The 24,091-nt window shown below is 62.2% G+C and carries 26 protein-coding genes and 1 tRNA gene; 10 read left to right on the top strand and 17 right to left on the bottom strand.

The genetic code is table 11. The features are described from left to right. Positions 1-49: 49 nt before the first annotated feature. Genes AB4Y31_RS04540 through AB4Y31_RS04550 form a run of 3 tightly spaced genes read left to right on the top strand, consistent with a single transcriptional unit; the run spans position 50 to position 2,701 of the window. Positions 50-397, top strand: coding sequence for a cupredoxin domain-containing protein (locus AB4Y31_RS04540; RefSeq protein WP_368672881.1), 348 nt, complete (start codon positions 50-52; stop codon positions 395-397). Positions 398-449: 52 nt separating this feature from the next. Beyond that, positions 450-1,292, top strand: a complete 843-nt coding sequence (locus AB4Y31_RS04545; RefSeq protein ID WP_368672882.1) for an FTR1 family protein — start codon at positions 450-452, stop codon at positions 1,290-1,292. Continuing rightward, positions 1,289-2,701, top strand: coding sequence for a 4Fe-4S binding protein (locus AB4Y31_RS04550; protein ID WP_368672883.1), 1,413 nt, complete (start codon positions 1,289-1,291; stop codon positions 2,699-2,701). Before AB4Y31_RS04545 ends, AB4Y31_RS04550 begins: the two co-directional genes overlap by 4 nt. 291 nt (positions 2,702-2,992) lie before the next feature. Here the strand turns inward: AB4Y31_RS04550 and hemP are convergent, their stop codons facing one another. The 4 genes from hemP to AB4Y31_RS04570 form a co-directional block, all read right to left on the bottom strand. Further along, positions 2,993-3,271, bottom strand: coding sequence for a hemin uptake protein HemP (gene hemP / locus AB4Y31_RS04555; protein WP_368672884.1), 279 nt, complete (start codon positions 3,269-3,271; stop codon positions 2,993-2,995). 143 nt (positions 3,272-3,414) lie between these two features. Continuing rightward, positions 3,415-3,900: an SRPBCC family protein gene (locus AB4Y31_RS04560; protein ID WP_368672885.1), complete on the bottom strand. Its 486-nt coding sequence runs from the start codon at positions 3,898-3,900 to the stop codon at positions 3,415-3,417. A 143-nt stretch (positions 3,901-4,043) separates the two neighbouring features. After that, complete coding sequence (locus tag AB4Y31_RS04565) at positions 4,044-4,466, bottom strand: OsmC family protein (RefSeq protein WP_368672886.1); 423 nt, start codon at positions 4,464-4,466, stop codon at positions 4,044-4,046. A 194-nt stretch (positions 4,467-4,660) separates the two neighbouring features. Beyond that, positions 4,661-5,533: a pirin family protein gene (locus AB4Y31_RS04570; RefSeq protein WP_368672887.1), complete on the bottom strand. Its 873-nt coding sequence runs from the start codon at positions 5,531-5,533 to the stop codon at positions 4,661-4,663. Positions 5,534-5,727: 194 nt separating this feature from the next. On the opposite strand from AB4Y31_RS04570, the gene AB4Y31_RS04575 reads away from it, so the two are divergent. Then, positions 5,728-6,711 (top strand): LysR family transcriptional regulator, encoded by a 984-nt coding sequence (locus AB4Y31_RS04575; protein ID WP_018440621.1) that lies wholly within the window; start codon positions 5,728-5,730, stop codon positions 6,709-6,711. A gap of 412 nt (positions 6,712-7,123) precedes the next feature. On the opposite strand, the gene AB4Y31_RS04580 is transcribed toward AB4Y31_RS04575, so the two are convergent. The 7 genes from AB4Y31_RS04580 to AB4Y31_RS04610 form a co-directional block, all read right to left on the bottom strand. Beyond that, positions 7,124-7,549 (bottom strand): biopolymer transporter ExbD, encoded by a 426-nt coding sequence (locus tag AB4Y31_RS04580; RefSeq protein WP_018440620.1) that lies wholly within the window; start codon positions 7,547-7,549, stop codon positions 7,124-7,126. Between the two features lie 15 nt (positions 7,550-7,564). After that, the gene (locus AB4Y31_RS04585; RefSeq protein ID WP_368672888.1) at positions 7,565-8,293 is read right to left on the bottom strand and encodes a MotA/TolQ/ExbB proton channel family protein; all 729 of its coding nucleotides are present in this window, start codon (positions 8,291-8,293) and stop codon (positions 7,565-7,567) included. 30 nt (positions 8,294-8,323) lie between these two features. Beyond that, entirely contained in the window at positions 8,324-9,100 is a 777-nt protein-coding gene (locus AB4Y31_RS04590; protein WP_368672889.1) for an energy transducer TonB, read from the bottom strand. 206 nt (positions 9,101-9,306) lie between these two features. Next, entirely contained in the window at positions 9,307-9,549 is a 243-nt protein-coding gene (locus tag AB4Y31_RS04595; RefSeq protein ID WP_368672890.1) for a bacterioferritin-associated ferredoxin, read from the bottom strand. A gap of 170 nt (positions 9,550-9,719) precedes the next feature. After that, positions 9,720-10,553, bottom strand: coding sequence for a glutamate racemase (gene murI / locus AB4Y31_RS04600; RefSeq protein ID WP_368673447.1), 834 nt, complete (start codon positions 10,551-10,553; stop codon positions 9,720-9,722). Between the two features lie 89 nt (positions 10,554-10,642). After that, positions 10,643-11,122 (bottom strand): bacterioferritin, encoded by a 480-nt coding sequence (gene bfr / locus AB4Y31_RS04605; protein WP_368672891.1) that lies wholly within the window; start codon positions 11,120-11,122, stop codon positions 10,643-10,645. Between the two features lie 198 nt (positions 11,123-11,320). Beyond that, positions 11,321-12,856 (bottom strand): fumarate hydratase, encoded by a 1,536-nt coding sequence (locus AB4Y31_RS04610; protein WP_368672892.1) that lies wholly within the window; start codon positions 12,854-12,856, stop codon positions 11,321-11,323. 279 nt (positions 12,857-13,135) lie between these two features. On the opposite strand from AB4Y31_RS04610, the gene acs reads away from it, so the two are divergent. Then, complete coding sequence (gene acs, locus AB4Y31_RS04615; RefSeq protein WP_368672893.1) at positions 13,136-15,118, top strand: acetate--CoA ligase; 1,983 nt, start codon at positions 13,136-13,138, stop codon at positions 15,116-15,118. Between the two features lie 133 nt (positions 15,119-15,251). On the opposite strand, the gene AB4Y31_RS04620 is transcribed toward acs, so the two are convergent. After that, a complete protein-coding gene (locus tag AB4Y31_RS04620; protein WP_368672894.1) occupies positions 15,252-15,803 on the bottom strand; it encodes a hypothetical protein in 552 nt (183 codons plus the stop codon). Positions 15,804-16,110: 307 nt separating this feature from the next. Between AB4Y31_RS04620 and AB4Y31_RS04625 the strand changes: the two genes are divergently transcribed. From AB4Y31_RS04625 to AB4Y31_RS04640, 4 genes are all read left to right on the top strand, one after another. Next, positions 16,111-16,401 (top strand): DUF4212 domain-containing protein, encoded by a 291-nt coding sequence (locus AB4Y31_RS04625; protein WP_368672895.1) that lies wholly within the window; start codon positions 16,111-16,113, stop codon positions 16,399-16,401. Further along, on the top strand, positions 16,398-18,416 hold the full coding sequence (locus AB4Y31_RS04630) for a sodium:solute symporter family protein (RefSeq protein WP_368672896.1): 2,019 nt from the start codon (positions 16,398-16,400) through the stop codon (positions 18,414-18,416). The genes AB4Y31_RS04625 and AB4Y31_RS04630 overlap by 4 nt, the downstream gene beginning before the upstream one ends. A gap of 46 nt (positions 18,417-18,462) precedes the next feature. Beyond that, positions 18,463-18,553 (top strand) — tRNA-Ser (locus tag AB4Y31_RS04635). A 156-nt stretch (positions 18,554-18,709) separates the two neighbouring features. After that, positions 18,710-18,940: a hypothetical protein gene (locus tag AB4Y31_RS04640; protein WP_368672897.1), complete on the top strand. Its 231-nt coding sequence runs from the start codon at positions 18,710-18,712 to the stop codon at positions 18,938-18,940. Positions 18,941-20,185: 1,245 nt separating this feature from the next. On the opposite strand, the gene AB4Y31_RS04645 is transcribed toward AB4Y31_RS04640, so the two are convergent. The 3 genes from AB4Y31_RS04645 to AB4Y31_RS04655 form a co-directional block, all read right to left on the bottom strand. Next, entirely contained in the window at positions 20,186-20,488 is a 303-nt protein-coding gene (locus tag AB4Y31_RS04645) for a HigA family addiction module antitoxin (RefSeq protein WP_368672898.1), read from the bottom strand. Positions 20,489-20,498: 10 nt separating this feature from the next. Continuing rightward, positions 20,499-20,777 (bottom strand): type II toxin-antitoxin system RelE/ParE family toxin, encoded by a 279-nt coding sequence (locus tag AB4Y31_RS04650; RefSeq protein ID WP_368672899.1) that lies wholly within the window; start codon positions 20,775-20,777, stop codon positions 20,499-20,501. A 261-nt stretch (positions 20,778-21,038) separates the two neighbouring features. After that, positions 21,039-21,410: a hypothetical protein gene (locus tag AB4Y31_RS04655; protein ID WP_368673479.1), complete on the bottom strand. Its 372-nt coding sequence runs from the start codon at positions 21,408-21,410 to the stop codon at positions 21,039-21,041. Positions 21,411-22,036: 626 nt separating this feature from the next. Here AB4Y31_RS04655 and AB4Y31_RS04660 point away from each other — a divergent pair. Continuing rightward, positions 22,037-22,711 (top strand): type 1 glutamine amidotransferase domain-containing protein, encoded by a 675-nt coding sequence (locus AB4Y31_RS04660; RefSeq protein WP_368672900.1) that lies wholly within the window; start codon positions 22,037-22,039, stop codon positions 22,709-22,711. A gap of 199 nt (positions 22,712-22,910) precedes the next feature. On the opposite strand, the gene AB4Y31_RS04665 is transcribed toward AB4Y31_RS04660, so the two are convergent. Beyond that, on the bottom strand, positions 22,911-23,141 hold the full coding sequence (locus AB4Y31_RS04665; protein WP_368672901.1) for a 4-oxalocrotonate tautomerase family protein: 231 nt from the start codon (positions 23,139-23,141) through the stop codon (positions 22,911-22,913). 58 nt (positions 23,142-23,199) lie between these two features. Beyond that, entirely contained in the window at positions 23,200-23,910 is a 711-nt protein-coding gene (locus AB4Y31_RS04670; protein WP_368672902.1) for an SDR family NAD(P)-dependent oxidoreductase, read from the bottom strand. Between the last annotated feature and the right edge of the window lie 181 nt (positions 23,911-24,091).

The following is a 24,091-nucleotide window of genomic DNA, read 5'->3' on the forward strand; positions in this document are numbered from 1 at the left end:
CGATGAGGCCATTCTTCATGACCGTCGCGATCGCGGCCGGGAGGCATGCATGAGCGCGCATCGCAAGATTGCAGGGTTCGCGTCGGCGGTGGTCATTGCCATGGCGAGCGTCGGCACCGCGGCGCATGCCGAGGATCTCCCCACGTTCAAGCTCGAAATGGCCGACGGCAAGCTGAATCCGGCGCGAATCGAAGTGCCGGCCGGCAAACGCATCAAGATCGAGATTCGCAACGCGGGCAAGGGCGCGGTGGAGTTCGAAAGCGTCGAGCTGCGCAAAGAGAAGGTGCTTGCGCCGGGCGCCGATTCGTTCGTCGTCATTGCGCCGCTCGATCCGGGGCAATACAAGTTCTTCGATGATTTTCATCAGACGGCGCAAGGCGTGATCGTCGCGAAGTAGCAGTTGCGCGCGGTCGCCCGATCGGGGGACGGCCGCACGCGGGAGAGGATGGATGGGCCAGGTACTGTTCGTGGTATGGCGGGAAAGCGTCGAGGCGCTGCTCGTAGTCGGTATTCTCTATGCATGGTTGAGCCACGGCGACGATTCGGCGCGTCGCGGTCTGCCTTACTTGTGGGCCGGCGTGGGCGCGGGATTGCTCGCGGCCGTGGCTTTGGGCGCGGCGCTCGTCGGCTTCAGCGAGTTCCTGTCGGGCGATGCGGCCGATTATTTCCAGACGGGCATGGTCCTCATCGCGTGCGTGCTGATCGTCCAGATGGTGCTCTGGATGAAACGTCATGGGCGGACGCTCAAACGCGATATGGAGCGTTCGCTGCAAGCGCATACGCGCGACGGTAACGGCTGGGGCATCGCCGTTCTGGTGGCGCTCGCCATTGCGCGGGAAGGCAGCGAGACCGTCATCTTCCTCTACGGCCTCGGATTCGGGCAGTCAGGCGCTGTCAAAGGTACCGACGTCATTGCGATCGTGCTCGGCTTCGGGCTCGCGCTGTTTACTTTCTATCTGCTGCAGCTTGGCGGGCGCATCTTTTCGTGGCGCCAATTTTTCCGCGTGACCGAGATCATGCTGTTGTTGCTGGCGGCCGGTTTGCTCCAGACCGGTGTCGACAAATTGATCGATAAGGAGATCCTGCCGCTCGGGATCACGCAAGTGTGGAACACTTCGGCGCTGCTCGACGACTCGAGCACAGTAGGCTCGCTCGTCGCCGCGCTGACAGGTTACCGAGCGCATCCGTCGCTGACGAACCTCGTCGCGTATTTGCTCTACTGGTTGTTCGTCGGCTGGCTCGTGCGCCGCGCGAGCCGTGTGCCGGCGGCCGCGGCGAGCCGAGCGGTATGAGCGCACGGATCGGCGTTTCGGCGAGCGCGGGGCGGCTCGCGCATGTCGGCGACTGGATGCAGCGCAACGCCGCGGCCATTCGCGCGGTGCAATGGCTGGTCGTCGCGGTCTACGCATTTTTGATCGTCGTCCCGGCCTGCCTGCCGCTGCCCGACGACACGGCGCACCTGTGGAGCAATCTCACGCTCGCTGCCCAGTTCGTGTTCTGGGGCATCTGGTGGCCGTTCGTCCTGCTTTCGATGGTTCTGCTCGGCCGTGTCTGGTGCGGCGTGCTGTGTCCCGAGGGTGCGCTTGCCGAGTTTGCGAGCCGGCACGGCCGGGGCCGAGCCATCCCGCGCTGGATGCGCTGGGGCGGTTGGCCGTTCGTGGCCTTCGGATTGACGACCATCTACGGCCAGATGGTCAGCGTCTACCAATATCCGCTCGCGGTTTTGTTGGTGTTGGGTGGCTCGACGTTTGCCGCGATCGTCATCGGTTTGCTCTATGGGCGCGAAAAGCGTGTCTGGTGCCGCTATCTATGCCCGGTCAATGGCGTCTTTTCGTTGCTCGCGCGGCTTGCGCCTTTCCACTACAAGGTTGACGAGGACGCATGGCGGCGCTCGTACAAGCAAGGCGAGCAAGGTCACCGCGTGATCCCGATCAACTGCGCGCCGCTGGTTCCGCTGCGCAATATGAAGGGCGCCGCGTCGTGCCACATGTGCGGCCGCTGCAGCGGACACCGTGAGGCCATCGCGCTCAGTTGGCGTTCGCCTTCGCATGAAGTCGTCGAACTCGGCAGGCAGGCAGGCAACGCGTGGGATACCGCGTTGGTGCTCTATGGGTTGCTCGGCGTCGCGATTGGCGCGTTTCACTGGACGGTGAGCCCCTGGTTCGTGCAGTTGAAGCAATTTCTTGCCATGTGGCTGATCGATCACGATGTGACGTGGCCGCTTGCGACGAACGCGCCGTGGTTCGTCCTGACGCACTATCCCGACCAGAACGATGTTTTCTCATGGCTCGATGGGACACTCGTCGTTGGCTATATCCTCGCGACGGCCGTCGTCTACGGCACGGCGCTGCTCGCGTTGATCGCGCTGGCGGCGCGTGCGCTGGGGTCTTGGGATCGCCAGCGCCTCCATCATTTGACGCAGGCGCTCATTCCGGTTGCGGGAGCCGGTGTCTTTCTCGGTTTGTCCGCGACAACGGTTTCGCTTTTGCGCGCCGAGCATCTCGCGCTCGACTGGGTGCCCGTCGTACGGATTGCCGTGCTGGCCGTCGCCAATTCATGGAGTGCGTGGCTCGGCTGGCGCATTGCCTGCAGCTATCGACCACGCTGGCTAGCTCGCTTTGGTGCGATGGTGCCTTTCGTTGCGGCGCTTGCCATTGCCGACAGTGCGTGGTGGCTGATGTTCTGGGGCTTCTCGCACTGAGGAGGCCCGGACGGATTGGATGACGGCGAGGGCCCGTCTGCGATTGGGCGGCCGAGTCTGGCCATTAAGGGTCTTGCCGAACGATAGCCAAGCGTCTGACGGCATCAAAGGCTGCACGGCCCGGATCTTCACTGCGAAGCAGGGAGCGGCATCAAAAAAGCGGCATGGCTGGCTTCGACGGTTGCTGAAAGGCTTGCACGAAGGGGTCTAGACTCGCGTGCTACGTCGTCTCTGCTGGCTACTGCCCAACACCTCTCACGGAGGTGGTCCCCACAATAACTCGATAGAGCGCTACTTCGTCAGGATGAGCTTGCCCAGGCGCGTTGCTCGCAACTGATAAGTCTCGCCGTTGTGCGTGATCAGCACATGAGTGCGTCCCTGCAACAGCGAGTCACTACACAAGACGCGCTGTTCGCTCAGACCCACACTCGTGCTTGTGCTGACGCTACGAGGCGGTTGCGCCGTGCGCATCTCGCGCGCGGAATCGCGGGCGTCCACGCGGCGATTCCGCGGCGTGCCGTGAGTGGAGGCTCGCAGCGTCAAAGTGGAAGGGCGGGCGAACTCGGTCATACCGTGCGTTCTCTCAGTCGCGCATCGCGCGGTTGCATTCAATGGATGAAGTATAAATGCGAATCATTATCGATTGAAAGAATATTTTCATCGACACGCGCCGCCGATAGGGAAGAACCGTGCATCGAAGGCCGCGCGGGCCCTCAATGTAGCGCCCCCGGCTCCTTGGGGTTCTGCACGGCGTATTGGCGGATGAGCCGCACCGTATCGATATCGGACTCGCGATAGGCCGACTTCACGATCTCGCTCGTTTGTCTCGCGTCTTCCGTATCGGGAGTGGGAAGCGTCGTCTCGTACTGGAAGCGAAGGAAGAGCTGCACTTCGTCGGGCTGCTCGATCGTCATCGTGAGCGAGCCGCCGACGTGCGCCTCCGTCGCGCGGATGTCATAGCGCACGCTTTCGTTCGGCGTCAGGGTGACGTGGTCGCGCACGGTGGCATGGCCATAATGCAGTTCGCGCTCGAGTGTGTGATCCGTTCGCGAAAGAATCGTGCAGCTGTCGAGCCCGAGCACGAACAGTTGCGGTTGTTCGGCGCGGAGCACCAGCCCTTCCCAAAGCTGTTCGCGCGTCAGTGTCTCGACGAGCGGGTTGAGCGGATCGTTGATCTGAATCAGGTGTTCGAAATTCAATGGAAGACCCTTCCTCTCAAGAAAGCGTCCCTATGGGGATTCCCCCAACGGGACTATCCCCAACGGGACTATCTTCGGGGCGCCTTCGGGCGCCGGCTCCACGCCAAGTTTTGTTGTCTGGAGGCGTTTCAGCGCATGTGCGTTCAGGCCGCGTTCGTCGCCGCGGGCGGCACGGCCGCGAGTCCCGTCTCGATATTGATCGGGCCCGTCAGAATCTTGTGAACGGGACATGCGTTGGCGATTTGCAAGAGACGCTCCCGTTGCTCGTCGGACAATGCGCCGTGCAGGACGATCGTCCGGCTGATCTTCGTGCCGTCGTCGCCCGATTCCAGCGACAGCGTGACGTGAACGTCCTCGAGCGGCCAGCGTTTTCGCTGCGCGTACATTTTCAACGTGATCGAAGTACATGCGCCGAGACCGGACAATAACAAGGACACGGGAGTCGGCCCGAGATCGCCGCCCCCGAGCGAGGTTGGCTCATCGGCATGCCAGAGATGCGTGCCGTCGTTGAAGTCGACTCGATAGTTCGTTGTACCAATCGTTGCGTTGACGATGCGTTCGCTCATGCATGGGCTCCAGTCCGAGGGCGCCTCGATGGCGCGATGCCGGCCGGCCGCGCCAAAAGTCGAACGTAGGCGGGGCCGCTGGCATGAGCGATTATTTTGACGCAATTCCGTCGCGTTCGCGCGTCATTGCGACGAGCCTGGTGCCCGCGGACTCGAGCGCGGGCTTCGAAGAACGAGCCTGGGGCCGGGCAGTCTCAATGCGCGATGACGCCCATGCGCCCGGACTGATAGTCGACGATGGCCTGACGGATCTCGTCTTCGCTATTCATGACGAAAGGCCCGTGTCTGACGACCGGTTCGTTGAGCGGTACACCGCCGATTAGAAGCACATCGAGCGGCTCTTCGCCGGCCGCCAGCCGGATTGCGTCGCCGTCATCGTCGAATGCGATCATGTGCTGCGGCTCCACGGCTTGCCCGCGCTCGCCATAAAGACCGGCGCCGGCGAGCGGATAGGCGAACACCCGAAACTCGCGCGGCACGGGATGGACGATCGCCGCGCCCGGTTCGAGCGTGAAGTGCTGATAGAGAATCGGGGTGCGCGTCTCGATCCGGGCTTTCACGCCGAGCGCTTCTCCGGCGATGACCTTCACGCGCACTTTTCCATCACTTGCCGACGCCGTGGGGATCTGTGCCGAGCCGATCTCCTGGTAGCGCGGGGCGATCATTTTGTCGCGACGCGGCAAGTTGACCCAGAGCTGGAGGCCGTGAACACGCCCTCCCTCGCGGGCGAACACGGGATCGGGCATCTCGCTATGGACGACGCCGGCACCGGCCGTCATCCATTGCACGTCGCCTGCGCGCAGCACGCCCGAGTGGCCGGCCGAATCCTTGTGCGCGAAGCTGCCCTCGAGCATGTAGGTGACGGTTTCGAAGCCGCGATGCGGGTGATCGGGGGCGCCTTTGGCCTCGCCCGGCGCATAGTCCACCGGTCCCATTTCGTCGAGCAGCAGAAAGGGATCGAAGTCCATTAACATGCGGGTGGGGAACGGCCGATGGACGATAAAGCCGCCGCCCTCGGTCGTACGAACGGCGGGGAGCGAAAATTTAATGCTGCGGATGCTCGTCATGGCGGAAGTTCCTTGGGCGGTGCGATGATGCTTGAATCGATACGCGGGTGGCCCCAAGGCGAACTTCGCCGCCCCTTTCGGACAGCGAGCGCAGCGGCGTGGGGCCGTTCAATCTGAAACCTATTATATGGACAGGCTCTCCCGCTTCCAGCCATGCCTGGAGCAATGGTTTGTCTCACGGATGGAACGATGACATGCAGTTCGATTCGCACAATCTGAACGACCTGATGTATTTCGCGCAGGTCGTCGAACACGGCGGCTTTTCCGCGGCCGAGCGCATGCTCGGCATCTCGAAGTCGCGGCTGTCGCGGCGTGTGGCCGAGCTGGAAGCGTCTGTCGGCGTGCGCTTGCTGCAGCGTTCGACGCGAAAGCTCGCGCTCACCGAAGCAGGCCAATTGTTCTACCGGCACTGTCAGGCAATGCTCTCCGAGGCGCAGGCGGCGATGAATGCCGTGCAAGAGCTGCGCTCGTCGCCGCGCGGCACGGTCCGCGTGAGCGTGCCGGTCACGCTTTCGCAGATACTGCTGTCAGAGACGCTGCCCGAGTTCCTGCTTCGTTATCCCGAAATCCGCGTGACGATCCGTGTGACGAATCGCGTCGTCGATCTTTATGAGGATCCGGTCGATGTCGCACTGCGGGTACGCTCCGATCCGCCGGACAGCGCGAATATCGTCGCCAGGCCGCTTTGGCATACGAATCAGATGCTCGTGGCTTCGCCCACTTTGCTGAGTCAGAACGCGCCGCCGCTCGTGCCCGGCGATCTTGCCAAGTTCGAGACGCTCGATACGCCGAGCGCGGACGGCCGCCATGTTTTCAATCTCATTGGCCCGGACGGCAAACGTTATGTCCACGAGCACGAGCCGCGTGTCATCACCGACGACCTGGCGACGATTCGCGAGGCCGTGCTCGCAGGTGTCGGCATAGCGGCGTTGCCCGAGATGATGTACGGCGCGGCGATGCGCGCGGGGCGGATGTCGCCCGTCATGCCGGGCTGGACGCTGCCATCGCCGAAGCTCTATGCGGCCTTCATCTCGCGCCAGGGGATGGTGCCGGCCGTGCGGGCATTCGTCGATTTTCTCGTCGAAGTGCTCGATCGAGGCGAGCAGAGTGCGCTGTCGCGCGAGTGTCCGACGCTCGATCAAATTCGAGCGATTCAGGCCTCCACCGCGGCAACGTGATATCGGTGGAGGCGGGCGCGTTCTCGTTGGCGCGAGATCGCTGCTGTCATTTAAGTGCGGCCGGCAATCGATAGTTTCTATGGGCCTTCGCTTGAACGGTCACGCGTGCGGGCCTATATTGAAAACTCGTTCGGATCGGCGTGTCCGGTGCGAACTCCGACGGCTGCTCTTATAGCAAGCCTGATAGGGTGGCTGCGCTGTCCGTGGTCAACCACGGCTGCCGCATGCGGTGCTCACGCTACCCCGATGGCGGATGAGCCCGCCGCCCGAAGGCGCGGTGTGCGCATGAAAAAAGGCCCTCATCTTTCGATGGGGGCCTTTTACTATGTGGCTGTGTAACGCTCGCATTGGCCAAGCGCAGGCCCAGGCCCACGCCCACGCCCCGGCGAACTCGTCTGCCGCGACGGCCGGCTCAACGCTGCGCTTGCGGACGCGGAAACGTCACGAAGCCAATTTTGGTCAGGCCGCCCGCTTGCGCGGCCGACATGACGTCGGCGACCCGTTCGTAGGGTACCTTTCGATCGGCAGCCAGCCGTAATTCCGGCTGCGGGTTCGCTTGCGCGGCTCGCTCGAATCTCGTACGCAGCGTCGTGTCGTCGATGCGCTCGTCGCCCCAGAAGAGCGATCCGTCGGCGCGCACCGAGACGTCGACTTGTTTCGGCGTTTCGACGAGCTTGCTGCCGCCCGTTTGCGGCAGATCGATTTTGATCGCACGGTGAATGGCCGGCACCGCGACCAGCAACACGATCACGAGTACCAGCATGACGTCGATGAACGGCGTCATGTTGATCTCGTTCATGAGTCCATCGTCTTCGTCGTCGAACTGCTGTATAGCCATCGTTCGTCCCCGACTTCAGTTCGCGCGCGCGGCAAGCCGTAGGCCGCCGGTGCCCGTGGAGGCAAGGCGCGCACCTGTCACGAAGTACGCGTGCAAGCCATGCGCGAATCGCCGCAAGCTGCCGACGAGGACCTTGTTCAAGCGTGTCAGCGCGTTATAGCCGAGCACGGCCGGGATCGCGACCACAAGGCCGAACGCCGTCATCACGAGCGCCTCGCCGATCGGCCCCGCGATCTGATCGATCGAGGCCGCTCCGCTCGCGCCGATGGACAAGAGCGCGCGATGGATACCCCAGACTGTGCCGAACAGCCCGATGAACGGCGCCGTCGAGCCGATCGACGCGAGCGCGCCGAGCCCGCCTTGAAGATGCGCGACGCGATTTTCCATCGTGTCTTTGAGACAGCGCGAAATCCAATCTGAGATGTCGAGCTGGTCATGCAGGTGGGGCCGCGTGCGCTTGTGGTGGTCGGCGGCTTCCTGCCCCGCAAGCACCAGTGCCAGGTACGGATTGTCATTGGCGGATCGCTGCGTCTCGCCGAGCTTGTCGAGACCGCTTGCGAAATCGTCGGAATGCCAGAATTCGCGTTCCGCGTTCCTAGAGAGGCGCCGGAGCCGGATGACGTTCCATCCCTTGACGGCCATGACGCTCCAGGAAACGAGCGACATCGTCAGCAAGACGATCGCGATCGCGCGCGTGACGAAATCGCCCTGAGCCCAGACGTGGGCCAGACTATAGCTCTGCATTCGATTCCTCTTTTTTGTTGCTGGTGACGGTTAATCGTCGAGTGCGAACCCGAACGGCTGGGTGTAAGTCACGCGTATCGGCGTGCCGTTTTCGACGTAGGGGCGGCACGAACTTGCGCGCATCGCGGCGAGCGCGGCATCGTCGAGACGCGGATAACCGCTGCTCTTGGCGAGCTCGACGCTCTCGATCGTTCCAGTCGCCCCGACGACGAAACGCACGTCGGCCGTGCCGGTTTCACCGCGGCGGCGGGATAGCGCGGGGTAGTCGGGCTTCACGACCCGGCAGTCGATGTGCGGAACTGCCTTCGGGGCGGCGATGGCGAGGGTTTCCCGATTGCTGGCGGGCCCCGCCGCGGGCGATTGCGCGGCGGGTTGCTCGGGGGCCTTCGCCGGTTGGCTGGTGGCCGATTCGTGCGTAGGCGCTACCGTTGGCGCCGGTTCGGGCGAGGTAACGGCTTTGGGTGTGGCCGGTGCGGGTTTGGGCGCGGGTAACGGTCGGAGCGGTGCGACGTGCGGCTCGACCTTTTTCTTGACGACCGGGTGGGGGATCGGCTCAGGCGCTGAACGTAGCGCGGGCGGCGCGGGGGACGCCGCAACGGGCGCGGGTTCCTGACTCAGCAACTGTGCCGTGATGACTTTCGATTCGAGTGAGAGCGGCGGCGCTTGCCGCTGTGTCATTTGCATGATCGCAGCGATCAGCGCGATGTGGGCGAGCGCAACGACCGCGACAGTCGACGCAATGCGGATGCGTACCGGAGGGAGCGTGGCCGGCGTCATGGCGGACGGAGCGTTGAGCGATGGTGGCATATTAGCGCGGACCTCGGTCGCCAGCGCCTGCCGGGCCAAGGAAAACCTCCCGTTTCACGCGCGAAAAATCAGCACCGAGATACATAGCGTCGTCACAAAACCGATGAGCAGTTCCATCTCGACCTCCTCGAGGAAAACGAGCGGCTGCTGGCTGCTTGCGTGACTGGCGCCGACGAAAGGAATAACAGGAAGAGCGGGCGGATGCTTCAGGCTGCCTTGCGCTCGTAAAACGTCAAGTGGACCGGCTGAACCGTATCGGGCCGTTCGACGCCGCAGCGAGATTCGCAGACCCCGCACTGGGCCATGACGTCGCGCACCGACTCCTCACACTTGCCGCAGCAGGTGGCCACGCCGAGCTCGAATTGGAGCTCGTCGAACGTATCGACACCCTCGGCAATGGAGGCGCGAATCTTCCGGTCGGAAACGGACTTGCAAACACAGACGATCATGGCTAACGCGATAGCTAACGTTAATGCGAACTATTATCATTTCGATCCGTTCGCTTGGCAAGCCCTTAGCGAAATTTTTGTAGTAGTGATAGTCGATGGATGCGGCCCTTTATTCGGCGGGGGCGCCCAGAGCCGGGGAGGCAAGCAAGCCTCCCGGAAACGAAGCCGGATCAGGCGGCCCGAGGCTCTTGCGCCGGCGTAGCGCGCGGCGCAATGTCGACTCGTTCGACCGGGCCGCCGAGCCCGAGCAGTCGTGACGCAAGCTGAAGCAGATGCGCGCCGTCGTTCGTCGAGCAAAGTCGCGGCGGCGGGACGGAAGTCGTGCCGGCGGCGCGCAAGCCGTTTGCGCCCAGTACACGCTCGAGTTGCCGTGCAATCGCGACGCTCGTATCGATCAGCATGACGCGGTCGTCTACGATGTCGCGAATCACGGCATCGAAAAATGGATAGTGCGTGCAGCCGAGCACGAGCGTGTCGGCGCCCTCGGCAAGCATCGGTTCGATGTAGCTCGCGAGCAGCGCACGGACCTGCTCGGAGTCCACGTCGCAACGCTCGATGGCTTCGACGAGACCGTGGCCAGGCTGGCAGAGGAACCGGCAGTCCGCGCCGTGGCGCTCCATCAACGCGCGAAAGCGCTCACTTCGCAGTGTGACCTGAGTGGCGAGCACGCCCGCAACACGCGTTTTCGATTGAATGGCAGCGGGCTTGATGCCGGGCTCGACGCCGATCACCGGGATGGTCAGTCTTTCGCGCGCGAGCGCGATCGATTCCGCCGTTGCCGTGTTGCACGCGACGACGAGCGCCTTGGCGCCTTGCGAAATCAGCCACTCGCCGATGGCGAGGGTGCGCTCGACGATGAATGCATGGTCGCGCTCGCCGTAGGGCGCATAGCGCGAATCGGCAACGTAGACGAGCGCTTCGTCGGTCAGTTGCGCCCGTACGGCGCGCAGCACGGAAAGTCCGCCGAGGCCGGAATCGAATATGCCGACTGGACGAGCCGCCATCCCATTCGCGGAACTGGCGGTGAAAGCCGTGAGCGGGTCGCCGGCGGACCCGTTGACTGGCGCGTCGAGCTCTGAGGCCATGGCTGCGATTATTCTTCCACGCTTCCCATTGCGGACTGCTGATAGTTCTCGAGGCCCACTTTATCGACGAGGCCGATCTGCGTTTCGAGCCAGTCGATGTGTTCTTCAGTGTCTTCGAGAATCTCGGTAAAGATTTGGCGCGAGACGTAGTCCTGGACGGATTCACAGTAGGCGATCGCTTCCTGACACGTCGCGCGCGAACCAAGCTCGAGCTTCAAGTCGCACTCGAGGATTTCCCGCGTGTTCTCGCCGATCATGAGCTTGCCGAGATCCTGCAGGTTCGGCAAGCCGTCGAGAAACAGCACGCGCTCGATCAGCTTGTCGGCATGCTTCATCTCGTCGATCGACTCTTCGTACTCGTGCTTGCCGAGCTTCACGAGCCCCCAGTTCTTGTAGATCCGGGCATGAAGGAAGTACTGATTGATTGCCGTCAGTTCGTTTTTTAGTTGCGCGTTCAGATATTCGATGACTTTCGCGTCGCCTTTCATGAAGTTTCCCTTTGCATCTATTGAGGCCGTGATTGGCAACGATAAACCGTGCGACGGCAAATGCCAAGACGACACCCGTTTCGTTGGCCGATCCGTCAAGGCAAGGTGGCTGTGCCTGCCCCGGTCGTCCGAAAAAACCGGGCCCGAGGAGCCCGGTTCCCGCGACGGCGACGTGATCGATACGAGAGCGCCGAGCGATTACGCAGGGACGACCGGCAGCTTGCCGATTTTCGCGCGCCACTCCTTCGGCCCCGTCTCATGGACGGACGTACCTTTCGAATCGACGGCAACTGTGACCGGCATATCCGTCACGTCGAACTCGTAGATCGCTTCCATGCCGAGGTCTTCGAACGCGAGCACCTTGGCGCCGCGGATCGCCTTCGAAACGAGATAGGCGGCGCCGCCGACGGCCATCAGATACGCGGCCTGGTGCTTCTTGATCGCCTCGATCGCGACGGGTCCGCGCTCAGCCTTGCCGATCATCGCAATGAGGCCTGTTTGCGCGAGCATCGTTTCGGTGAACTTGTCCATGCGCGTCGACGTGGTCGGGCCGGCGGGGCCGACCACTTCGTCGCGCACCGGATCGACCGGCCCGACATAGTAGATCACGCGATTCTTGAACTCGACGGGAAGTTTCTCGCCTTTCGCGAGCATGTCGGCGATGCGCTTGTGCGCCGCGTCGCGACCGGTCAGCATCTTGCCCGACAGCAGCAGCGTCTGGCCTGGTTTCCAGCTCGCGACTTCCTCGGGCGTCAACGTATTGAGATCGACGCGTTTGCTCGTTTCCGTGTCGGCCACCCACTGCACTTTCGGCCAGGCGTCGAGCGGCGGAGCGTCGAGCTTGGCGACGCCCGAGCCGTCGAGCGTGAAGTGCGCATGGCGCGTTGCCGCGCAGTTCGGAATGATCGCGATCGGCTTCGAGGCCGCGTGAGTCGGCGCGGCCATGATCTTGACGTCGAGCACGGTCGAAAGGCCACCGAGGCCTTGCGCGCCGATGCCGAGCGCGTTGACTTTTTCGTAGAGCTCGACGCGAAGCTCCTCGATCCAGTCGCGCGGGCCGCGCGCGATGATTTCCTGAATGTCGATCGGCTCCATCAGCGATTCCTTCGCCATTACCATCGCCTTGTCGGCCGTGCCGCCGATGCCGATGCCGAGCATGCCGGGCGGGCACCAGCCGGCGCCCATGGTCGGGACGGTCTTCAAGACCCAGTCGACGATCGAGTCCGACGGGTTCAGCATCGCGAACTTCGATTTGTTCTCCGAGCCGCCGCCCTTGGCGGCGACCTGCACGTCGACCTTGTCGCCGGGGACGAGCTCGTAGTGGATGACGGCCGGGGTGTTGTCCTTCGTATTCTTACGCGCACCTTCAGGCGGACTCACGATCGAGGCGCGCAGAACGTTGTCGGGGTTCAGGTAGCCGCGCCGCACGCCTTCGTTGATCATGTCGGTGACGCCCATCGTCGCGGGACCGCTCTCGCTGCCCCAGCGCACATCCATGCCGACCTTGACGAACACGGTGACGATTCCCGTGTCCTGGCAGATCGGCCGGCGGCCTTCGGCGCACATCCGGCTGTTCGTCAGGATCTGCGCGATCGCGTCTTTCGCGGCCGGGCTCTCTTCGAGCTCATAAGCGCGGCCCAGTGCCTGAATGTAGTCGAGCGGGTGATAGTAGCTGATGTACTGAAGCGCATCGGCGATGCTTTGGATCAGGTCTTCCTGTTTGATGACTGTCATGGCGAAGAGGCTGTGGGGACGAGAGGCGGCGAATCCAAACGCTGAAAGCGCCCGGAAAGGCGCCAGCGAAGCACAAAAAAGGCGCGCTATTGTACCGCGCCACGCACCGATTGATTCGCGAGCCAGGCATGAGAACCGCCCGGGATGCTGCGGTGCCACATCGATCGTCGCGGTCCGATCGCGCCGCGTGCGTCATCATATCGGCTTGAAGCCAAGCATCTGCCCGTACCGGATTCAGTTTCGTTTCTCGTTTTTTCGTTTATCGATAGGGAGTTCTCGATGTCTGCGATCGAATCGGTCCTTCACGAAAGCCGAATTTTTCAGCCGCCCGCGGAGTTGGCGGCGCAGGCGGCGATTCCTGGCATGGACGCCTACCGCGCGCTCGTCGCGCAAGCGGAGCGCGATTACGAGGGATTCTGGGCGAAGCTCGCGCGCGAGACGCTGACGTGGAAGAAGCCCTTCACGAAGGTGCTCGACGAGTCCAACGCGCCGTTTTACAGCTGGTTCGAAGACGGCGAGCTCAACGCGTCGTACAACTGCCTGGACCGCCATGTCGAGGCGGGCCGCGGCGCCCAGACGGCGATCATTTTCGAGGCCGACGACGGCACGGTCACGCGCGTGACCTACGCCGAGCTGCTCGCGCGCGTGTGCCGCCTGGCCAACGCGCTGAAGGCGCGCGGCATCGGCAAGGGCGATCGCGTGGTGATCTATATGCCGATGTCGATCGAGGGCGTGGTGGCGATGCAGGCGTGCGCGCGCATCGGCGCGCCGCATTCGGTGGTGTTCGGCGGGTTCTCGTCGAAGTCGCTCAACGAGCGGCTCGTGGACGTCGGGGCGGTGGCGCTGATCACGGCCGACGAGCAGATGCGCGGGGGCAAGGCGCTGCCGCTGAAGGCGATCGCGGACGAAGCGCTGGCGATGGGCGGCTGCGAGGCCGTCAAGAGCGTGATCGTGTACCGGCGCACGGGCGGCGCGGTGCAGTGGAACGGCGAGCGGGACCTGTGGCTGCACGAGCTCGTGGCGGGCGAGGCCGATACCTGCGAGCCGGAGTGGGTGGGCGCCGAGCAGCCGCTTTTCGTGCTGTACACGTCGGGCTCGACGGGCAAGCCCAAGGGGGTGCAGCACAGCACGGGCGGCTTTTTGCTGTGGGCGGCGCAGACGATCAAGTGGGCGTTCGACTGGAAGCCCGAGGACGTGTTCTGGTGCACGGCCGACATCGGCTGGATCACGGGGCACACCTACATCGCGTACGGGCCCCTGGCGCTGGGCGCGACGCAGGTGATGTTCGAGGGCGTGCCGACCTATCCGCACGGCGGGCGCTTCTGGCAGATGATCGAGCGGCACAAGGTGAGCCTTTTTTACACGGCGCCCACCGCGATCCGCTCGCTGATCAAGCTGGCCGAAGCGGACGCGAAGGCGCACCCGAAAAGCTACGATCTGACGAGCCTGCGCGTGATCGGCACGGTGGGCGAGCCGATCAACCCGGAGGCGTGGGTCTGGTACTACGAGAACGTAGGCGGCGCGCGCTGCCCGGTGGTGGACACGTGGTGGCAGACCGAGACGGGCGGGCACATGATCACGCCGCTGCCGGGGGCGACGCCGCTGGTGCCGGGCTCGTGCACGCTGCCACTGCCGGGGATCATGGCGGCGGTGGTGGACGAGACGGGGCACGAGGTGCCGAACGGGCAGGGCGGGATCCTGGTGATCAAGCGGCCGTGGCCGTCGATGATCCGCACGATCTGGGGCGACCCCGAGCGGTTCAAGAAGAGCTACTACCCGGCGGAGCTGGGGGGCGACTTGTACCTGGCGGGCGACGGTTCGGTGCGCGACAAGGCGACGGGCTACTTCACGATCATGGGGCGCATCGACGACGTGCTGAACGTGTCGGGGCACCGGCTGGGGACGATGGAGATCGAGTCGGCGCTGGTGGCCAATCCGCTGGTGGCGGAGGCGGCGGTGGTGGGGCGGCCGGACGAGACGACGGGCGAGGCGGTGGTGGCGTTCGTGGTGCTCAAGCGTGCGCGCCCGCAAGGCGAGGAGGCGGTCAAGCTCGCGAACGAATTGCGCGCGTGGGTGGCCAAGGAGATCGGGCCGATCGCGAAGCCGAAGGACATCCGCTTTGGCGAAAACCTGCCGAAGACGCGCTCGGGCAAGATCATGCGGCGCTTGCTGCGCTCGCTGGCCAAGGGCGAGGCGATCACGCAGGATGTGTCGACGCTCGAAAATCCCGCCATTCTCGAGCAGTTGGCCGAGGTGCGGTGAGGGGATGGCCTGAAGACAAGGTTGCGACACGCGACGCTCGAGGTCGGGGTGGCCATTGTGATGGCTGCCCTGACCGGGTGCTTGCGGCAGCGCATCGCGTCGCCGCGTGTCTGGCATCTATCGGGGGCGCCCGCTATCCGACCGGCGAATCCTTCAGGAAGGTCACGCTGGCGTGGGACGATTCTGCTACGCTCGATTGCGATACGAAGATACCGTTTTTGGCCGGATTGGCCGGGTCGCTGAGGTTTTGGATTTCCACCGTAGCACCGGCTGGCAAAGCATATCTCCAGCTCCCGAGCGGCGTAACGCTTATTGCGTTGCCCCACAGTGCCGAGGCTGTTCCATAGTACACGACCAAACCGGCGGGGTACTGCGGCGCATTTGCCGTCCTAAGCGTCACTACGTCCGCGGGGGATCGTTGAAGCAGGTGCCGAGGCAACCTGATCAACCGTGTCGTTTCTCCATCAAGCACATGCAGGAATTCGGGCGCGCCCGCAAGGTTCAACCATTTGACGACCACCTTCGTTCCTCGCAGCGCCCACCTCGCCCAGCCAGTCCCCAGCGGAGTGAGCGTTGCGATTCCATCTGGGCTGCGAGCAGTGCTGGAGCAATATCCCAGGGCATTGTTCTGCGGCTCTTCATCACAAAGCGATACCATGTGCGTGGCCAGATCCGGATGTTTCATCGATGTGACTCTCCTTTTCATCTGTCGCCCGCGGGCCATTCGAGCGGGCTGTGGTTTCGAGACCGAGCCGCGAATCTAGCCGCGACAGCCTTGCCCCGACGCAGTCCGGCCGAGAAATAGGACGTTTGCACATCGGCATCCCGTGACGAATTCGCCCGCTGATGTTCAACGCCGCGCGCGCTCCGCGGGCAATCCCGATTGCTCACGCCGCGCCTTTTTGATACATAGGCGCATGGCTGCGCCAAGACCCTCTGATTCCGTCCAAGTTTCTCCATCGCTAATCGAACCGCCATCGGTTTCGAAAGCAATGGCGCTCGCGCATCGCCGCTATTGGCGCTTCAACCTCGTGTCGATCGGCGTGCTGATGACGATCGGCTTTTGCGTGTCGTTCGTCGTGCCGTTATTTGCGCGAGACCTCTCGGCTGTGCGTGTTGCAGGATTCCGATTGCCTTTCTATCTAGGCGCACAGGGCGCGATTCTGATTTACCTTGCATTGATCGCCGTCTATATCGTTCTGATGACGTTCGCCGATAGAACGCTAAGGCGCTCGGCGGCGGCCGACACGTCGCGTGAGCCCGATCGGGAATCAGCGAAATGAAGCTCGTCAATCGTCTCGCGCGTGCTTATGCGTTCTATACGATCGGCTTCTTCGTCTTCATCTATACGATGTGGCGCGTCGAAAAGGCGATCGGTGCGGGCCCCTGGGTCGGCTATGTTTTCCTGTTTCTGCCGATCGCCATCTATGCCGTTATTGGTGTGCTTTCACGTACATCGGATGTCGTTGAGTATTACGTCGCCGGGCGAAAGGTGCCGTCGTTCTTCAATGGCATGGCGACGGCTGCCGACTGGCTCTCGGCTGCATCGTTCATCGGGTTGGCCGGTTCGCTCTACACGACGGGCTATGAGAGCCTTGCCTATCTGATGGGGTGGACGGGCGGTTTCTGCCTCGTCGCTTTTCTGCTTGCGCCTTACGTTCGCAAGCTCGCGCGCTACACGATTCCTGATTTTCTCGGCACGCGCTTCTCGAGCAACCTCGTGCGCGGACTCGCCGCCGTCTGCGCGATTCTGTGCTCGTTCGTCTACCTCGTTGCGCAGATTCAAGGCGTGGGGTTGATTGCGACGCGCTTCATCGGCGTGGATTTTGCGATCGGCATTGCCTGCGGGCTGGCCGGCATTCTCGTTTGCTCGTTTCTTGGCGGCATGCGGGCGGTGACGTGGACGCAGGTGGCCCAGTACGTGATCCTCATCAGCGCGATGCTGATTCCCGTTGCGATGATCGCCCACAAGGATGGCCTGGGATGGCTGCCGCAGCGCACGTACGGCCGAATGATGGAGCACATGGAGTCACTCGATCGGCAGGTACGCGACGCGCGCGAAGAACGCAGCGTGCGTGCGTGGTACCGCGAGCGCGCGGCCCAGATCGACATGCGAATCGCGGCCCTGCCGGCTTCATATCGTGAGGAAAAGTCAAAGCTGACGGGCGAGCTCGATGCATTGCGGCGCCGCAATGGCCCGCTGCGCGAGATTCATGCGCTCGAGAACATGCTCGCCGCGTTTCCGCGCGATGCCGCGGCGGCTCGCGTGATGTGGGCGAGAGAGCGGGACGACATGCTCGCGCACGCGGCGGATCCTGTGCCGATCTACGAGCCGTTTCCTGCTGCCAACGATGCGCAGCGCACGATCCGCGAGCGCAACTTTCTGTCGTTGCTGCTGTGCCTTTCGCTTGGCACCGCGAGCTTGCCGCACATTCTGTCGCGCTATAACACGACGACGTCTGTCGCTTCGGCGCGCCGTTCCGTCGGCTGGACGTTGTTTTTTATCGCGCTTTTTTATCTGACGGTACCCGTGCTCGCGGTGCTGATCCGATACGAAGTCATGACGCATCTCGTCGGGCGCATGTTTGCCGATTTGCCGGGGTGGGTGACGCAATGGCATCGCATCGAGCCGGCGATGATCAGTGTCACGGATACGAACGGCGATGGGATCGTTCGTTGGTCCGAGGTTCAGATGGTGCCCGATATGGTCGTGCTCGCGGCGCCGGAAATTGCGGGGCTGCCTTATGTGATATCGGGGTTGGTCGCGGCCGGTGCGCTCGCGGCGGCGCTTTCGACTGCCGACGGCTTGCTGCTGACGATCGCCAATGCGCTCTCGCACGACTTCTACTACCACATGGTCGATCCGGCTGCGTCGAGGCAGCGGCGCGTGACGATCTCGAAGTTTTTGCTGCTTGGTGTGGCGTTGTTCGCTTCTTACGTGGCTTCGCTCAACACGGGGAACATTCTTTTCCTCGTGGGGGCCGCGTTTTCGCTCGCGGCCTCGAGTCTCTTTCCGGTACTCGTGCTGGGGGTGTTCTGGAAGCGAACGACTCAGCTTGGGGCGGTGGCAGGGATGGTGGCGGGGCTCGGCGTCTGCCTCTATTACATCGTTTCGACGCACCCGTTTTTTGCGCAGTTGACCGGCGTGGCAGGGGCGAGGTGGTTCGGGATCGAGCCCATCAGCTCAGGCGTGTTTGGAGTGCCGGCTGGGTTCGTGACGGCGATCGTCGTCAGCTTGCTCGATCGGCCGCCGGATGCGTATACACGGGCGCTCGTCGACTACATCCGGCACCCCTAGAAGGGGTGCTTGGGCGCGGCGAAGTCTGCTATAATCTGCGGCTCCCGGAGAGATGGATGAGCGGTTTAAGTCGCACGCCTGGAAAGCGTGTATAGGTTAATAGCCTATCGGGGGTTCGAATCCCCCTCTCTCCGCCAGACTCCCCATACTGGCGCGCCCGCCAAGGCCGATTCGTCTCCGGCTCGTATCACATCGATGGGCGTTTCGCTGCGTGGGCGCGTGCCGCTGAGGCCGGCGAAGAGTGGCGACGCGTACCCCACTGACCCTGATACTTCGTCAGGAGCTTGGGCCGCGTGTGGTCTCGAACTAGTGGTCGGCTGCTCACGCCCTCCATCAATGGCGAAGGCTATCCGCATGTGAGCGTCGGCGGTTGCAAGATCGCGGTGCATTCCCTCGTCATGCTTGCATTTTCCGGCCCATGCCCTGACCGGATGGTTGTCAAGACCGATAACCGGCACGACAGCCTCGGTTACGACTCGTATTCGGCTAATGCGCAGGATGCGATTCGCAATGGCAAGCGCTAGGCTTCCGGCCCGTCGATGACACGGGCGTAGCAGTTCAGCTAAGATCGCGCTGTCACTTCGGAGCGGGCGATGGAAATTCAAATAGCCACCGCGTTCATCGGTGTGAGTGGCGCGATCTGCGTCGCGTTCATTGCACATCGTCTCTCATTGCGGCGAGAGCGTCGAGCACGGCGTGTCGCTGCGTGCAATGCCTTCCGTTCGACCGTGCTGGATGAGGTGCAAGACATCTACCCAATTCCGGTGGCATGGCCAGGGACACGTGGAATGCGTTTCTGCGCTTTGTGATTGGCGAGTCCACGCGGATCGAAGCTAGGGGGACTCTGCTATGAGAGCGAATGCAATAGTGTGCGCACTGATCGCCTTTTTCACATCGGCAATCGCACATGCCGACTCATGCGACGAAGACGACGTTACGAACAAAAGCGAGGATGGGTCGTACCTCATCATGGCATCGCGGTCTGTATATCAAGTCCTTCCGGGCGATACCGTTGATAGCTCTCTTTGGCTTCCTCCTGCCGATGTCATGACCTGTTCAGCACGATTACCTATCGAGGGAATCAGTATCTCGTCTACGATATCATCAACAAGGACGAGAATGAGAAGGTGAGCGCGATGAAGCGCCGCTGAGCATATAGACCACCGCTCACACCGGGAAACATAAAAAGGACAAGAATGTCGATACTCATAGCAGACTGCCCGCGATGCGATTCCGATAACACGACGTTCGACCTATTGGCTGCTACACCAGTCGTTTTTGGCCAATTCGGATGGCAGACTCACTACGAAGCGTTCTGTGTGTGCCGCAATTGCCATCGAACCACGGTGTACGTCCTCGCAGATAGTAGCCCGGATCATCACAGGCTAATCGAAAATGCCGGTGGTCTCGAAAAGCTAGGGACAAGTGCAGCGGGTCGCAGGAGCTTACGCAGGCTATGCCTACATGACTGCACCGTACAACACAGGATCGGTAGTCATGGTGACCTTCGATTCCGGCCTGTCGCGCCCACTCTCCGGCATCGTGCGATCTGCCCTAATGATGTGGGAGGCAAAGCTGTTCCCCGTGGGGCCTACCCGAGCGGCGCGATGATAGGCAAGGGATTTATGGTGGACTAATGGCGGGCAGAACATAGAAATCACCACGAACCCGCCATTCCGCAAACATCAGCGGCGGAGACTCGCGTTGCCGCTGAGCGAAAAAAACCGCCCCAGCCGGGCGGTTGCTTGATGAAGATCAGGTTCTCGCGCTTAGGCTGACTCGGGCTCGAAGCGATGAATGTTCTCCAACGTTCGAGCCATCTCATCCTTCATGTGAGCGGTATCGTAGTCGAGCTGTAGGCCAGTCCAAAACTCGTCGTTCGTGCCAAAGAAACGGGAGAGGCGCAGACCAGTGTCGACCGTGATCGCGCGCGCGCCCGCGATGATTTCGCTAATGCGCGTTTGATCGACACCGATAGCCTTGGCCAGCCGGTACGCGGTGATGCCCATCGGAGCGAGAAACTCCTCTTGCAGGATCTCTCCCGGATGGGGATATGAAACTTGACGCGGCATGGCGCACCTCCTAGTGATAGTCGACGATCTCGACGTCGTATGCATCCCCGTTCTGAAACCGGAAACACACTCGATATTGATCGTTGATCCTGATGCTGTGCTGGCCGGCCCGATCTCCGACGAGTGCCTCCAGACAGTTTCTAGGCGGAATCCGGAGATCACTCAGAGTCTGCGCGCGGTTCAACATGGCGAGCTTGCGCATCGCGACCTTTTCGATGTTCGCGAATCTTGCAACCCTCGTGCCCAGGAACAGGGCCTCCGTGTCGGCGCAGCAGAAGGTCTTGATCATGGACGAATGCTATTGCGCCGCAATAGTAACGTCAAGCACGATTACGTAAGTGTTTGTTCTACCTCACATCTCGACAGGGTTTGCCGATAACGTTTGACAGCGCAAGCCGCTGCAAGTCACAACGTTATGACTCTCCTGACGGATCGCTTTCTTAGGGACGGATCACTACCAATGAAAGGCGAAACTCTACTCGCGCATGCCGGCACCAACGAAGCCTCGTGAAGCTGGGCTGGCCGCGACGCCGTCGTCGGCGCCACGGCGTCATGATTGAACGTGAGCGGTTGGCATTGCAGAGCGGGGCCAACGAAGTTGGGTCGCTGTCTTGCGTCCGCATGGCTTCTCTGACCGCGAGGCAATCGCCTTACGTCTTCCCGTCGTCGTCACCCTCGTGCCAGCGGCGCTCTTGATGCTGTGCTCACGCAGTAGTTTGTGCAGTCGCCAGTTCTCCGCGAGAAGTACCACGGTCAGTACGGACGCAGAGACCGAGAAGTACGACTCGCCCAGGTAGTGAATCGTCGCCCATGCGGCGACGGCCAGGACAAGTCCAGTAAGTACCAGCAATGCGCGATCGATCAACCATGCTTTCATTTCTTTGGCGTGCCGTTTCATCGATTCTTCGAAATTATCGGTCATTGCTTAACGGCCCCGGCGGCAAGAGCCATCGCGCCATACGCGCCGGTTCGGCATGGGCTCACCATTTTGGGGTGCCGGAGCAATAGAACGCGCAAAGGTTCGGAGAGTAAGAGGTTGGTTCCCCGCATCGCGCGGTGTATGTGTGCCAGGGTGACTGAGCGTCGCCGCTTGCTGTTGTGTCGCGAAAAGGCTGGTCGGTGCGACCAGCCCGATCGCTTTCATATTATGTTTGAATGCCGGATGGAACCCGGCTATGCAGCTTTGGCCCATATGCTCTCTCTCGTTTTAGTTGGTCTTCGCGCCGTCGAAGGTTGTCAACGCGGCGCGAGCGCGAGCATATCATTGTGACGCGACTGAGATGCTATCGCCGCCCCTTGCGACACAGGCGGTGATACGCAGGGATGTCGACCGATTTATTGCGGCCTACGCCGGACGGAATCCCGCCTATGCTCAAGCTTGGCAAGGGTTGTCCACTCCTCGATACATCCCGCTCGCCGGAAGTTCGACACCAGCCCGAGCCGGCGGCCGACCGCCAACCCCGACAAACAGGGTAAGCAACACAACTCGGCCGCGAGCCTTCAAGAACCGAACGTGGCGGAACCCGGTTCCGGACAACGGAGCTTGCAATGAACATCTTGATGGTAGTGACCTCGCACGATCAGTTAGGAGATACCGGGAACAAAACAGGATTCTGGCTCGAAGAGTTCGCTGCGCCTTACTACACATTCCTCGACGCAGGAGCGAAAGTTACCGTTGTGTCTCCCAAGGGCGGCCAGCCTCCGCTCGACCCCAAGAGCGATACCCCTGAAGGTGCGACTGACGCGACGCGGCGATTCAAGGAAGACCCGGCCGCTCAGGCGGTTCTGGCCAGGACGCTCAAGCTGGCTGACGTGAAGGCGGAAGACTACGACGCGGCTTTCTATCCGGGAGGCCACGGGCCGCTGTGGGATTTGGCCGAGGACAAGCACTCGATCGCGTTAATCGAGGCCTTTTACAACTCTAGAAAGCCTGTTGCTGCTGTCTGCCATGCGCCAGCCGTTCTGCGTCATGTCGTGGTCGACGGCCAGCCGATCGTCAAAGGGCGGCGCGTTACGGGCTTCACGAACTCGGAAGAAGAGGCCGTCCAACTAACGAAGGTCGTCCCGTTTCTCGTGGAAGATGAGTTGAAGCGACTCGGTGGCCTTTACGAGAAGGCAGACGATTGGCAAAGTTTTGCGATCACCGATGGCCTCTTGGTCACGGGGCAGAATCCAGCTTCCTCGACGGCTGCTGCGAAGGATCTGCTGGCACTCTTAGCCTGAGTCGTCAGTTTGTTAAGTTTCGCGACGCGCATGCCAACTTCGCAGCGCGAATCATCACCGATGTGGGTCGGCCCGCTTGCAGCGGGCCGACCTGAGCCTCGCGCTCGGACTTTTCATCAAGTGTCCTTTGTCTTGCGCGCGGCGTCTCAGAGGCTGCGTTGGCCGGTCTTCAGTGGCACCGGCCTCGGTGCGGTCAAACCTACTTCAGTCCTGTCTGCTTGCGGTATTCGAGAGCCGGTAGTCCGCCCCAGCCCCAGTTTTCCGTTTCTACTTCTTCGATGACGACGAACGTGGCCTCGAGCGGCTTGTTCAACACGTCGAGCAACAGCTGGCTCGCGCCCTTGATGAGCCGCGCCTTTTCTTCTTTGGTCACGGCACTTGCGCCCGGCTTTGTGCCCTCGCGGGTGACCTGAATAGTGACGATAGGCATGTCGTTTTCCTTGAAAAGTGATTGACGCGTATAGGGGAGAGCGGCACCCCGGACGTGCTCAGTGACCCGCGATCTGACCGCCGTCCACGTGCAGGATTTCACCCGTCACGAACGGTGCGGAATCAAGATAGAGAATCGCGTCCACGATGTCGCTCATCTCACCCATGTGACCGACCGGATGCAGGGCTCCGAGCGCTGCGTGGCTTTCAGGTGGATGCATTGGCGACTTGATGATCCCTGGCGATACTGCGTTCACGCGGATCCCGCGCTTTGCGTACTCGATCGCGAGCGAGCGCGTCGCGGCGGCGAGGCCGCCCTTGGTCAGCGAGGCCAGCACCGACGGCACTCCATCGATGGCGTGATCCACGAGGGTCGTGGTGATGTTGACCACGTGGCCGCTCGACTGCTTCTCCATTTGAGCAACTGCAAGCTGCGTGATGTAGAAGAAGCCTGCCAGATTGATGTTCGTTACTGTGGCGTAATCTTCGGCGGTATATTGGGTGAACGGTTTCGCGACGAAAATGCCTGCGTTGTTGACGAGAGTATCGACCCGGCCGAAGCGCGACACGGCTGTCTCGATGACGCGCCGAGCGGTGGCCGGATCAGCGATGTCGCCAGCCACAGTTGCGACGTCCGCATCGTCAGACGGTTCGATGCTACGCGACGTCGCAACCACCTTATGACCCAGCTTGCGGAACGCCTTGACTGTTTCGGCACCGATGCCTTGGGAGGCGCCGGTGACCACGATGACTTTGGGGGAGTTGCTCATATTAAACCTCTCGGAATAGTTGATTCAGCTGTCTGGACGATCGGGCTCGTCGGAGCCGACGACGCAAATCTATGCGCATTGGCCTCGATTTCGAATACCCGGCATGGTCAAACAGTTGTGACGGGACGGAACAAGTTCGAGCGGGCCGATTCCCGACTGCCAGCTGCGCGGGCCGGAGCAC

Origin of the sequence: Trinickia sp. EG282A (assembly GCF_040965455.1) — a bacterium.
In the GTDB taxonomy this organism is placed as follows: Bacteria; Pseudomonadota; Gammaproteobacteria; order Burkholderiales; family Burkholderiaceae; genus Trinickia; species Trinickia symbiotica.